This window comes from Streptomyces sp. NBC_00209 (assembly GCF_045206345.1).
Classification (GTDB): domain Bacteria; phylum Actinomycetota; class Actinomycetes; order Streptomycetales; family Streptomycetaceae; genus Streptomyces.
In genome coordinates this window covers 511,022-523,758 of the sequence record NZ_CP108121.1, presented here as the reverse complement: position 1 = coordinate 523,758, position 12,737 = coordinate 511,022, and the positions used below count along the sequence as shown (strand labels likewise).

Annotated in this window: 8 protein-coding genes; 2 read left to right on the top strand and 6 right to left on the bottom strand. The window is 67.8% G+C overall.

What is annotated here, in order from left to right; genetic code table 11:
- Positions 1–17 precede the first annotated feature (17 nt).
- The 3 genes from OG867_RS02345 to OG867_RS02335 all read right to left on the bottom strand — a co-directional run bounded on the left by OG867_RS02345 (position 18) and on the right by OG867_RS02335 (position 4,672).
- Positions 18–623: a hypothetical protein gene (locus tag OG867_RS02345; RefSeq protein ID WP_406282106.1), complete on the bottom strand. Its 606-nt coding sequence runs from the start codon at positions 621–623 to the stop codon at positions 18–20.
- Positions 624–886: 263 nt separating this feature from the next.
- A complete protein-coding gene (locus OG867_RS02340) occupies positions 887–3,031 on the bottom strand; it encodes a UvrD-helicase domain-containing protein (protein ID WP_406282103.1) in 2,145 nt (714 codons plus the stop codon).
- Positions 3,032–3,085: 54 nt separating this feature from the next.
- The gene (locus OG867_RS02335) at positions 3,086–4,672 is read right to left on the bottom strand and encodes a protein kinase domain-containing protein (protein ID WP_328903572.1); all 1,587 of its coding nucleotides are present in this window, start codon (positions 4,670–4,672) and stop codon (positions 3,086–3,088) included.
- Between the two features lie 308 nt (positions 4,673–4,980).
- On the opposite strand from OG867_RS02335, the gene OG867_RS02330 reads away from it, so the two are divergent.
- Together OG867_RS02330 and OG867_RS02325 are read left to right on the top strand one after the other, a co-directional pair.
- Entirely contained in the window at positions 4,981–5,862 is an 882-nt protein-coding gene (locus OG867_RS02330; protein WP_406290714.1) for a helix-turn-helix domain-containing protein, read from the top strand.
- Positions 5,859–6,062, top strand: a complete 204-nt coding sequence (locus tag OG867_RS02325) for a DUF397 domain-containing protein (RefSeq protein ID WP_406282100.1) — start codon at positions 5,859–5,861, stop codon at positions 6,060–6,062. Before OG867_RS02330 ends, OG867_RS02325 begins: the two co-directional genes overlap by 4 nt.
- Before the next feature lie 77 nt (positions 6,063–6,139).
- Here OG867_RS02325 and OG867_RS02320 read toward each other — a convergent pair whose 3' ends face one another.
- Genes OG867_RS02320 through OG867_RS02310 form a run of 3 tightly spaced genes read right to left on the bottom strand, consistent with a single transcriptional unit; the run spans position 6,140 to position 12,689 of the window.
- Positions 6,140–9,325 (bottom strand): type I restriction endonuclease subunit R, encoded by a 3,186-nt coding sequence (locus tag OG867_RS02320; protein ID WP_406282097.1) that lies wholly within the window; start codon positions 9,323–9,325, stop codon positions 6,140–6,142.
- Positions 9,322–10,575, bottom strand: coding sequence for a restriction endonuclease subunit S (locus OG867_RS02315; protein ID WP_328903576.1), 1,254 nt, complete (start codon positions 10,573–10,575; stop codon positions 9,322–9,324). Before OG867_RS02315 ends, OG867_RS02320 begins: the two co-directional genes overlap by 4 nt.
- Positions 10,572–12,689, bottom strand: coding sequence for an N-6 DNA methylase (locus OG867_RS02310; protein WP_406282094.1), 2,118 nt, complete (start codon positions 12,687–12,689; stop codon positions 10,572–10,574). Before OG867_RS02310 ends, OG867_RS02315 begins: the two co-directional genes overlap by 4 nt.
- Positions 12,690–12,737 lie beyond the last annotated feature (48 nt).

The following is a 12,737-nucleotide window of genomic DNA, read 5'->3' as shown; positions in this document are numbered from 1 at the left end:
CGAGCCTTCGAAGACCGCTACAACGCCACGGCACAGCCGTTCCAGTGGAAGTTCACCACTTCCGACCTGGACGATCTGCTGGCCCGGCTCGACCGACACCAACCCGGCCGACACGAAGAATCCTCCATCGCCCCGGCTACCTGATCAACCCCCGAAGGAGTTCCGAAGCCGACCACTAAGTTCTCCTTGGCCATCCCGAGACCCGCGCAGTCACCACCGATGGTTTGGTCGACGTTCTTCGTCTCGCCGTCCTCACCGGTCCACCGTGCGCGCGTCAGCGGGTAGGCGTCGAACTTCTCGCTGCCCGTATTCTTGACCTTCATTTCCAGGCAGACGAAGGTCGTCCCCGGGTCCGCGACCTCCGGGTCGAGCCCTGCGTCGTTCGGCAAGCGGTCGGCCTCCTTCAGCTCGGTCAGGGTCACTACGGCCGAGCTCGCGGGGATGTCGAGCGTACTGCCCGGCGAGATCGCCACGGGAAGCTTCTTGCCCTCCTTGAGGACCCGTACCTGGTCACTGGGCGGGGTCTCGGTGGCGCGGGCGGCGGTGGCAGCGTGCGCCTGTGCCCTGCCGCTCCGCGTATGAGCCGCGTCCTCCGCCGAGCCGCAGCCGGCGAGCAGGCCCACGGCGGTTGCGGCGTCGAGCCTGCGAGGAGTCTTCGACCAGGTGGGCCGTACGCCTGTCGGTTCATGGCGTCCCCACTCCCTCGGGAGTAGCTCCTCGCCTCAGCATGCGCTCCGGGAGCGCAGGGCTCAGTTCGGCGTCGGGTCCGAGCCCTCTCCCACCGGGGGCACCGAGTGACTCGGTGCATAGCGCTGAGCACGGCCGGGCCTGGGCGCCGTGCCCTGTGCCCCGGCGAGGAGGATCGCTTCAGGGCTTACGGACCTGGCTAGCCGCGCCCGAGCCCCGCCTCCACCAGGAACGTGCTGGGCGCGCCCGACCACGACACGTACAGCCCGTCCCGCGCCCGCGTGCAGGCGACGAACAGCAGACAGCGCTCCGCCATCAGGTCCGAGGCGTGCTGTACGGGATCCACATCAACCGGTGTCACCGCGCGGGGATACGGCAGCGCGCCCTCGCTCACCCCGATGACCGTGACGCAACGGAACTCCAGCCCTTTGAACGCATGCATCGTGCCCACCTGCACGGCGTCCGGCGCGGAGGGGCCGTCGCCCCGCAGCCTCGTTGCTAGGATTCCCGCCGCCCGGAGCCGGTCCACAGCCTTGTCGCAGTTCTTGTTGAAGCGGGCCGTCACACCGATGTCCCCCGGCGCGATCCCGCTGTCGACCCAGCCCCGGACACGTGTGAGCAGGGCGTCCAGCTCCGCCTCCTCGGAGGCCGTCGCGCAGACTTCGGGCCCGTTGCCGTGCAAGGCAGAGCGATAACCGAGGAGTGTCTCGTTGTCGGCCTCGTCCGCGAGCTGTTCGAAGGGGCGGCCGACGAGGAGGGCGGTGGACCAGCTCAGGATCTCGTGCGTGGAGCGGTAGTTCTTGCGCATCTTCGCCGACCGGCCCGCGACCTTGATCCCGACGGCCTTCAACGACACCTTGGAGTCGTAGATCCGCTGGTGCGGGTCCCCGGCGATGAACAGGTCGTCCGGGCGCTGCGGGGCCGCCGCCCGCAGCAACCGCCACTGGGCGGGGTGCAGGTCCTGCGCCTCGTCGATCACCACGTGTCGGTACCTGGGCCCCGCGGCCGTCAGCAGATCGGCGGCCTCCGCACACGTACCCAGGTAGGTGCGCAACCCGTCGGAGGCGAGCCGTCCGGTGAACTCCTCCACCGTGCGCCATGCGAGCGGACGGGCCGACGTGGGGAACTGGCTCCCGCGGCCGCGGCGCTCACAGCCCACGTACTCCTGCTCGGTCCGCAGATTCTGCGCGAGGATGACGTGGCGGTACTCCTGGCTCAGGAACTGTGCGCCGCCGGTGAACCCGGTCGCCTTCGCCGCCTGGGCCCACCGCGTCTCCTCCTCGCCACCGCGCAGTGGCCGCCGCGAGGTCGAGAGGACCCGCCCCGCGAACGCGTCGACGGTCATGATGTCGACCCGATCCCGCAGGGCCTCGTCCTCGACCAGGGAGGCCAGCCCCGTCCTCAGGGCGCCCACCAGCGCGTTGGTGTACGTGGTGAGGAGGATGCGCTCTCCGTCCCTCAGATACCGCAGCAGATGGCGCACGCGGTGCAACGCGACGACGGTTTTTCCGGTGCCGGGGCCTCCGGTGACTTGAGCGGGGCCGGAGTACGAGGCCCGGTAGGCGACCTTGTGCTGTGACGGGTGCAGGAAGACCCGCCAGGCCGCGAACGGCTTGTCGAGGATGTCCCGCAGCTCCTCCGAGCCGGTGACGTGCGCGATACGGGTACGGGTACGGCGGATCGCGGTCGCGAAGTCCTCGGTGTCCACGGGCGCGTCGTCCCCGGGCGTGGCGGCGAGCGCGACGGAGACGACGTCCCGCCACACCTCCTCCACGGTGAATCCGGCGGCGAGGTATTCGAGTACCTCACGCTGGTCCTGGGGGAAGTACGGTGCGAAGACCTGCAGCTGCTCCGCATCGGTCAGCGCCCGCGCCTGGCGGAGCGTGGTCTCGTCGATGCCGAGCGCCGCCATGTCCCCGTCGGACACCTTCGAAAAGAGGCGGCGGTCGGAATCGACGGCGATCCGCTCGTACGCCGGCGTGAGCTCGTCGAGCATCGCGATGTCCCGCACCTCGACGGCTCGGGTGACCGTGTTGATGCTCGCCCGCTGCTTGACGGCCCAGTCGATCGCCTTGTCGTGCGGCATCACGCGCAGCAACACGTACGTGTCCCCGCTGTCGGGCGCGAGTACGACGCCTCGTGTCCCCTGGTCGATCCGGATGGTCCGGATGTGCGGGTCCCGCGCCCGCTTCAGCGATTCCAGCTTCAGCCCGGGGTCCTTGAACAGCTGGTCCAGCGTGAGCCGCTCGAATTTCTCCCACGCGTCGAACACCCCTTGTTTCAAGCTGCCTTGCAGCTTGCCGAGTTGGGCGCAGAAGCCGATGTCGAACGCGAGATGCGGCATGGTCGTACTTTCCGGGGAGGAGGGATGGGGTGGTCCGGGTGGGTGGTGGATGGGTCAGGTGGCAGGCCCGTCGAGACCCAGGCCGATCAGTGCCAGTGCCTCGGCAACCTCCTCACTCATCTCGTCCTCGGGCCCGAAGACCACGCACAGGTCCTCGTACAGCGGCCGCAGGATCCGGTCCGCCTCGGCCGCCTGTCCCTGCGCGAGCAGCAGCATCCCGATGTCACGGCGCAGCTCGACCGCCTCCTCGCTGAGGTCGCTGTCGACGGACCGTACGACGGCCAGGAGGGTGCGCAGTTCGGCGAGCGCGTCGGTGGCCCGTCCGAGTTCGGCGCGGCAGCGGGCGGCCTGGGCGCGACAGGCACGCGCCGAGGCCCCGGTCGGCCCGTCGGTACGCGCGTACGCGTCGGCCAGCGCGTCGAACTCGGGGAGCGCCGCCCGGTAGTCCCCGCCGAGGAGCTGGATCGCCGCCCGGTTCTTCCGCAGCGCCAGCACCCGTTTGCTCTCCGCGCCCAGGACCTGCGCGGCGGACTCGATGACCTCGCCGAGCACCTCGGCGGCCTGCGCGAACCGCTCCTCCTCCAGGAGGGCGTCGGAATGCGCGTAGGCATCCTCGATGTCCTCCCGGAGCCGCGCCGGTACGGGCACGGCGACGGGAGCGGGCGGGACGTTCGTCGGCGCGGCGGCGCGCCCGCTCCCGCCCCGCGCCCGCGGGGCGTACGGATCACGGAAGATCCCTGTCGGGTCGGGCACACCTGCGGGCCCGGTGTCTCCCGGCGCAGGGGTCTCGCCCGGCGGCGGGAGGAAGGGCCGCAGCCGCGCGTACACCTCCTGCACGTCGGCCGGCCGTGCCTCCGGGGACTTGAGCAGCAGCTGGAGGACGAGCTCCTCCAGGGCCTGCGGCACCTCGGGGCGCAGCACGCGCAGCGGGGTAGGAGCCGCGTTCACGTGCTGGTACATCACCAGGTACTCACTGTCCGCGCTGAACAGCACACGACCGCTCAGCAGTTCGTGCAGCACGCACCCGAGCGCGTAGAGATCGGTCTGCGGCGAGATCCGTCCGCCGCGCACCTGCTCCGGCGCCATGTACTGGTAGGTGCCGATGGGGCTCCCGGTCGCGGTCAGTTTGGTGACGTCGGTGCGCAGTATGGCGGCGATCCCGAAATCGAGGACCTTCACCGTCCCGTCGCGCGCGACGAGGATGTTGCTCGGCTTCAGGTCGCGGTGGATCACCGGCACCTCATGCGCATGCGACAGCACGGTGGCGACCTGTGCCGCCACGGCCACCGCCCAGCTGACCGGAAGCGGATGGTCCGGGTGGATGCAGGCGGACAGCGGCATGCCGTCCACCAGTTCCATCACGAGGAACAGCCGGTCGTGGCTGTCGTCGAGCACCGCGTCGTACACCTGCGGCACACCTGGGTGCTGAATGCGTGCGGTGATCCGCGCCTCCCGGCGGAACCGCTTGGCGAACTCGTCGGCCAGCTGCGGGGAGTCGGCGACGGCCTGCGGCCTGATCCGCTTCACCGCGACCGGCCGGTCCAACACCCTGTCGTAGCCCCGCCACACGTCGCCCATGCCGCCGTTGGCGAGCGGTTCGAGGAGGTCGTACCGACCGGCGATCGACTGCTGCTGCGGCACATGTCCCCCGGGTGTGCGTACGTGCGGGTGCGGGGCGGGGCCCGTTCGGTACACGCGTACGGTCCCGGCTCCGCAACGACGGGGCAAGTCTCTCCGGAAGGACGATCACTGGTCCAGCCGGGGTTGGACCAGTGATCGCGGAACGTTGCTTTCCGGTCACGGGACGCGGCCTCCCCATACCCGTTGGAGGGAACCGACTTCGAACGCCGTGCGGGCGGATCGACGGGTGATTACGGTGCCCGAGTGGGGCGCGCCAGGGCGGGCGCTGCGATTGGGCGCATACGGACGTGGGACAGGCGGTGGCGATGATGGCGCTGGACGAGACGGGGACGGAGCCGGGGGCGGCTGAGGTGGGTGGAGTGCCGGACACGGGGAAGCGGTCGGAGAGCAGGCCGGAGAACGGGGTGGCCGTCGCCTTCGGGCGTCAGCTGAAGCTGTTACGCGTGCGGGCGGGGCTGGACCGGGCGGAGTTCGGGAAGCGGGTGGGCTACTCCGCGCAGTCGATCGCCTCGTTCGAGCAGGGGCGTCGGATTCCGCAGCCTGCCTTCATCGACGACGCGGACGCGGCGGTGGACGCCGGGGGTCTGTTGCTGACGCTGAAGGACGAGGTGGTGCGGGCGCAGTATCCGGCGTTCTTCCGGGACGCCGCGCGGCTGGAGGCGAAGGCCGCAGGGCTCTGCGTGTACGGCCTGTACGCGATTCCGGGGCTGTTGCAGACAGCGGACTATGCCCGGGCCGGGTTCGAGCTGGAGCGGCCTCTACTCGATGAGGTGGACATCGAACAGGGCGTCGCCGCTCGTATGGCACGGCAGGAGATCTACGACCGGCGCCCGGCGCCGCTGCTGAGCTTCATCATCGACGAGTCCGTGTTGCGTCGGCCGATTGGTGGCTGGCCGATCCTGTACGGGCAGTTGGAGCAGTTGCTGCGCATCGGCAGCAAGCGCAATGTCGAGATTCAGGTCATGCCGCTGGACCGTGAGGACCACGGGGCGCTCGGAGGGCCGTTCACGCTGATCGACATGGTTCAGGGACAGCGTCTCGCCTACGCCGAGGTGCAGGGAGACAGCCGCCTCTACACCAGCCGGGACATGGTCCGCGAGCTTGAAGCACGCTATGGCATCATCCGGTCTCAGGCGCTCACTCCGCGTGAGTCCATGGAGTTCATCGCAAAGCTTCTGGGAGAGAGATGACCACACACGACACCGCGCCGACTGCTCCCGGGTTGGTGTGGTTCAAGAGCAGCTACAGCACCGGCAACGGCGGTGAGTGCGTGGAGGTCGCGGCTGCCGCAGCCCGGGTGCACATCCGCGACTCCAAGCAAACCAGCGGCCCGGTCCTGGCCGTCGCACCAGCGGCGTGGGCGGGATTCGTGGGGCTCGTCACGAGCTGAGCCGCAGCGACGGCGGAAGGGCCCCGCAGCGAGCCGAGCCGGCAACGCTGCGGGGCCCTCCCGTACGCACAGGCGGACTACTCGTCCACACCCTCGTCGCGGCGGATCATCCGCCACGCCGCCCGGCGGGCGCTGCGATCCAGGCTGGAGCGGAAGCTCTTGTCGGGACCGAAGTACTGGCGCCCTATGCCGGCGGTCGTCTCGATGTGGTCGGCCATGTTGTCGGCGAATGCGCGGTCGAAGACCTTGCCGAAGTTTGCCTCGTCGTTGACGACGGCGGCGGCCCGTACCTTCGGGTCCTCGGTCGTCTTCTTGAACGGTGCGCGGACGTCCTCCTCGGTGAACTCCGTTCCGAACTTCGCGTTGAACGCCTCGATCAGCTCCGACAGCAGCGACTTCTCCGGCTCGGCCGCACCGCCCGTACCGTCCCCGAAGCCGGGCAACTCGGCCGGTCCATCGGGGGAGAGCGACACGTCGTACTCGCCGGTCTTCTCCACCCGCAGGTGGCTCAGGTCGATCTCCCCTATGTCGACGCCGCCGTCCGCCCGGCGGGGGAGCCGGTTGAGGAGGTAGCGGCCGTAGAGGTGCAGCCGCTCCAACTCCGGGTCGCGGTACGGGACGATCTGCGCGAGGAAGCCGTACTTCCGTACGTAGTCGTTGAGGTTCGCGCGGAAGTCCTCGGCCGTCTCGACCTCGTCGTCCTCCTCGCTCTCCAGGAGCGGAGCGAACCGGGCGACGGCGGGGGAGAGCAGCCGGTACAGCTCCGCGTGCAGCTTCTCCCACTTCGCCTGCGAGCCGGCCGCCTTCTCCTTCGCAGCGAAGTACGCGGCGGCGAACTCGTCCATCTCCGACTCGGAGATGATCGGGGCCGACATGACCCGGCTCTGCGCGGTGTAGAGCAGGTTCGGGTCGGAGGGAAGGGTGTTCGCCTCCTCGAAGTACGGCCGGAAGGCGTCCTGGATGTCCTCGGCTTCGTTCGCGAAGTCCAGGACCGCCAGGTCGGCCTGCGTCTTGCGGTCGGCGGTGCGGTTGAGACGGGAGAGCGTCTGGACGGCCGAGATGCCGGTCAGCTTCTTGTTGACGTACATAGTGGTCAACAGCGGCTGGTCGAAGCCCGTCTGGTACTTCTCCGCGACGACCAGGATCTTGTACTCCTGCTGCCCCCGTCCGCCTGAGCCGACCGTCTTGTCATCGGCCCGGGTGTACGCGAACGCCTTCGGTAGCGCGCTCTCCGCGATGCCGCCGTTCTCCTTGGACTCGGTGGTCTCCTCCTTGTCACCATCGACCTTCAGCGAACCGGAGAACGCCACCAGCACGCCGAGGTCGGGGTACTTGGTGTGGTAATCCCGGTCCTTGATGTAGCTCCGGATCGCCCGGGCCATGTCCACGGCGGACCTGCGCGAGGCCGTGACCACCATGGACTTGGCGCGCCCCCCGAGCCGGCCCCGGGAGTGCGCCACGAAGTGCTCCACGATCACCTGGGCGTGCTGGGAGACGGTGGACTCGTGGGTGAGCGCGAACCGGGCGAGGAGGCTGTTGGCCTTCGAGGGGTCGACCTCGCGCTCATCCCGGTTGCTGTTCACCAGCTTCCAGTACGTGTTGTACGTGACGTAGTTCCGCAGCGGGTCGAGGATGAACCCTTCCTCGATGGCCTGGCGCATCGAGTACGTGTGGAAGGGGCGGTAGACCGCCTTCCCGTCCACGGTGTCTTCGGTGCCGAAGAGTTCGAGCGTCTTCGCCTTCGGGGTGGCGGTGAAGGCGAAGTAGGAGAGGTTCGCGGCCTTCGAGCGCTCCGCGGCCTTCTGCTTCAGCTTCTCGTACACGGTCAAGGTGCTCGCGCCCTTGTCCTCGGAGTCCGCGTCCAGACCGAGGTCCCGCAGCGCGGCCTTGACGGCCGTGGAGGCGTCGCCGGACTGTGAGGAGTGGGCCTCGTCGATGACGATCGCGAACTTGGTGCCCTTGATCTCCGTCGGGTTGCGCTCGATGTAGTCGATGAGCGCGGGGAACGAGTGCAGGGTGACCGTGACGATCTTGCCGGTATCGCGGGACAGCGCGCGGGCGAGCTGCTCGCTCTTCGCCCCGTGCTTCTCGTCCACCTTCACGACCAGGCCCTCGGTCTGCGAGAAGCTGCCGACCGTCTCGCGGAGCTGGGCGTCGAGATTGCGGCGGTCCGTGATGACGATGACCTTGTCGAACACGGGTGAACCCGGCTTGATCCGGCCGGCCGCGAGGGCGTCGGGGTCGAGCGCGCGGGGGTCCGTGTCGGCGTGCAGGTCGCTCAGCCGGTGGGCGAGCCAGCCGATGGTGTTCGACTTGCCGGAACCGGCGGACGCCATCACGAGGTAGTTCTGTCCCACGCCGTGGAAGGAGGCGTGTGCGGTCAGCCTCTTGACGACGTCCCACTGGTGGAAGCGCGGGAAGATCGTGGACTTGGTGGTCCCGCCGCCGGGGGTCTTCGTCTTCTGCTGGTGCACGTAACGCTGGAGCAGGTCCAGCCAGTTGTCCCGCGCCCAGACCTGTTCCCACAGGTAGGAGGTGGCGTACGTGCCGTACGCGGTCGGGGCCGGGTTTCCGGCCCCGCCGGGGAGGCCGGGGCCGTTGGAGCCGGTGTTGAAGGGCAGGAAGCGGGTGTTCTTGCCCCGGAGCTGGGTGGCTACGAACACGAGGTCCGGGTCCACCGCGAAGTTGGCGATGACCCGCCGGGTGAAGATCAGCTCGGTGGGGTCACGGTCGGTGCGGTACTGCTCCTTTGCGTGTTCGACGCCCTGCCGGGTGAGTGGATTCTTCAGCTCGGCGGTGGCGACGGGGATGCCGTTCAGGAAGAGCGTCAGGTCGAGCTTGTTGCCCCAGTCGGCCTGCTTGGTCGCGTAGACGAGTTCGCGTACGACGGTGAGCCGGTTGGCGCGGTAGCCGTCGAGGACGGAGTCGTCGGCGACGAGGTTCGGCTTGAAATAGGCCACGCGGAGGCGGACGCCCCGGTCCTTGACGCCGTTCCGGAGGACGTTGAGGAGACCGTCCTCGCTGATGGCCTTGTCCAGGCGCTGGGCGAAGCCGCGCTGGGCGGCGTTGGGGTCTTTGCCGTAGACGGCGAGGAGTTCGGCCCACTCGCGGGGCTGGCTCTCGCCGAGGAAGGTGTACAGCTCGTTGGTGTCCAGGCCGAGGTCGGCCTGATAGTCCTCGGGGCGGGCTTCGCGCCAGCCGCGCTCGGACATGGCCGCGACGATGGCGTCCCCGAAGGCGGACTCGCTGTGTATGGGGCTCATGCTGTCGGCACTCCGTCCGTTACGTTGCGGCCGCTGGCGGTGGAGACGTCGAACTGGCCGGTTACTGCGGCGGTGATGAGGGCTTGGCGGCGTTCGGTAAGGAGCTTTTCCTGCGCCTTGAGCGCTTGCCCCAGGGAGGTCTGGTGGTTGCGAATTTCGTTTGTTGCGTGGAGTAGACGTGTCTGGCCCTGCGAATCTGCGGGCCACGACAACTTGAAGTTGGACAAGTCCTCCATGCCGAGGGTCGGCTGTGCCGTATCAGACGCAGTTGCATCCGATGCCTGGCGGAGAAACTCAGGAGTGGTCAGCCACGTGGAGATCAGCTCTGGGCTGACGTTCGGAGCGGTTCGTAGTGAGGCAACTGCTCGTGCGACGTTTGCACCGGCGAGATCCGGAGGAACGATTGCAGATCTTCCCATCGTCCCCACCACGCTCAGCAGAACGTCACCGGGTCGTGTGACTGTTCGCGAGTACTGCGAGGAGAGCTTCGCGGGGATACGCGCAAGTGACTTGGCCCGCCCGGTGAGGTCGAGGAGATCGTTGACACGGATGAAGCGGACCCCTTCGTCCGCGAACGATGGCACAAGGACCCCGTATCGCGGCCTCGCCGCAAGCAGGTACTTCAGCCTGGTGGGGCGGTGCGTCGAGTCCTGGAACTCGTGGTCGAGTGCGGAGGCGCATCGCTCGTCGATGCGATCGGCTTGAAGCTGGCGGAGCCGCAGGAGTTTGTCGATGTGGGCGGTCTCGGTGTCGAGGAAGTCGGCGATGCGGCGCTGTTCATCCAGCGGTGGCAGCTCGAAAGGGAGGGCGCGCACGCGTTCAGCGCTGATGTGGTAGATGTTTGCCCCGCTCGCGATTGAGGCGAAAATTCCCCTTCCGAATGTTGAGCGAGCCCACCATTCCAAGAATCGTCCGTCGGTGCGACCATCTCGGGGGCGCAATCGAAGAAGTGTGTTCTGGAAGCACACAGTGCCTGCGATATCGCCACGCCATACTGCCGATGCACCAACAGACTTGAGGCTGCCGCTTCCTTCTGTGACAAGTACATCGCCTGGGTGCAGGTTAAAGACTCGCTGCTCAGTCGGAGTGAAGTTCATCTTCTTCACGTCCGACAGATCGAGCGCTCCATCCTTTACGTTTGCAGCCCTCAGATAGGGAACCATGTGCGGGCCGGAATCATGCTGCGGAGAACGTTGGCGCCCCAGGGAGACCTCGGCGGCAGCGCGCAACGTGGTGCGGCGTGTGCTCATGTCGTCACCTCTCCCAGCAGCGCCTGGATCTCTGCCTCAAGGGCCTTCAACTCCGCGTCGATCTCCGCCAACGGCCGCGGCGGCTCATACACATAGAAGTGCCGCGTGAACGGGATTTCGTACCCGACCTTCGTCTTCGTGTGGTCGATCCACGCGTCCGGCACGTGCGGGTGCACCTCCCGCTTCAGGTACTCCTCCACGTCCTCACCGAGCGGCACATTCTCGTAGTCCCGTAGCTCCGCATCCGGCTCCGGGGCGCCGCCCTTCAGAAGCTGCACCTCGCCCTCCGGGTCGCGCACTCCCACCGTGTCCCGCAGCGCCTTCGTGAACGGGGCGCCCGTCGGGCCCTGCACGCCGGCTTCCGCCATGGCGTTGCGTACCGCCACCTGCGTCTCCGACTTGGTCGCCCAGGTGCTGCCCAACAGCGTTTTCAGGGCGCCCCCGAGGACCTGCGTCTCGGTTTCGGCCAGCTTCCGGAACTGGGTCTCCTCGTCCTCCGTCAGCTTCCGGCGGGCCTTCGCCTTCGCGGCCAGTTCCGGTTCACGCGGTAGGAAGCGCTCCTCCGCCCACTTCTGCACCGGCTTCGACGCGAGCAGCGCGGCCAGCGCCTCCTCCGTCAGCTCGAAGCGCAGCTTCAGCGGGCGTTCCACCGTGATCCGCTGGTAGCCGAAAGCCGTGTTGTCGAAGACCTTCACCTTGGCGTGCATCGCGTGCTCCGGGTTCGCGGCCGCGTCCACCGCCTCCCCGTACAGGCGGGTGATGTCACCGATGTGGTTCGGCTTGCTGCCCGTGCCGTCGCCCAGTTCCTTGCGCTTGTCGCCGAGCGACTTCCGCATCTTGACCCACTGGTCACGCGCGTCCAGCAGGACGACCTTGCCCTTGTGCTGGGCGTCCTTGCGGTTCGTCAGGATCCAGAAGTACGTGGAGATGCCGGTGTTGTAGAAGAGCTGGTCCGGGAGGGCCACGATCGCCTCCAGCCAGTCGTTCTCCAGGATCCAGCGGCGGATCTCTGACTCTCCGGAGCCGGCCGCGCCCGTGAACAGCGGCGAGCCGTTGAAGACGATGGCGATGCGCGAGCCGCCTCCGCCGTTCACGTCCACCGGCTTCATCTTCGAGATCATGTGCTGGAGGAAGAGGAGCGAGCCGTCGTTGATGCGGGGGAGGCCCGCACCGAAGCGGCCGGAGTCGCCGAGGTTGTTGTGCTCGAACTCGACGGCCTCCTTGACCTTCTTCCACTCCACGCCGAACGGCGGGTTCGCCAGCAGGTAGTCGAAGGTCTCCCGCGCGTGACCGTCGTCGGAGAACGAGTTGCCGAAGGCGATGTTCTCCGGGTTCTGGTCCTTGATCATCAGGTCGGACCGGCAGATCGCCCAGGACTCCGGGTTGAGCTCCTGCCCGTAGACCGCGACCGTGGCGTCCTCGTTGTACGACTTGATGTGCTCCTCGGCCGCGCTGAGCATGCCGCCCGTGCCGCAGGCCGGGTCCATGACCGTACGCACCACACCCGGCAGGCTGAGCGCGTCGCCGTCCGGAGCGATCAGCAGGTTGACCATGAGCTTGATGACTTCGCGCGGGGTGAAGTGCTCACCCGCGGTCTCGTTCGACTGCTCGGAGAAGCGGCGGATCAGCTCCTCGAAGATGTAGCCCATGTTGTGGTTGGGCACGGTCTCCGGGCGGAGGTCCAGGTCCGTGAACTTGCCGATGACCTGGTAGAGCAGGTTCGCGCTGTCCAGCTTGCGGACCTGCTGGGCGAACTCATACTTCTCCATGACCTCGTAGGCGTTCGGAGAGAAGCCGCCGATGTACCTCTGCAGGAGCTCTGCCGCGTTGCTCGCGTCGTTTGCGATCTTCTTCAGGGTCAGGTCGCTCGTGTTGTAGAACGAGTGGCCCGACGCGCCGCGCAGGAAGTAGTCCGTGTCGATGTCCTGGCCCTCGAAACGGGCGGCCGTCTCCGCGACCTTGTCCCGCGTCGGCTCCAGTACGCATTCGAGTCGGCGCAGCACCAGGAACGGAAGGATCACCTTCCCGTAGTCCGACTGCTTGTAGTCGCCGCGAAGAAGGTCGGCGACGGACCAGGCGTGGTTCGCCAGCTCCGTGTGCTTGCTGCTGTTCAAGTCGTTCCCCGGTTTCGCTGTCGACCCCGCTCTGCCGGAGCGGGTAGG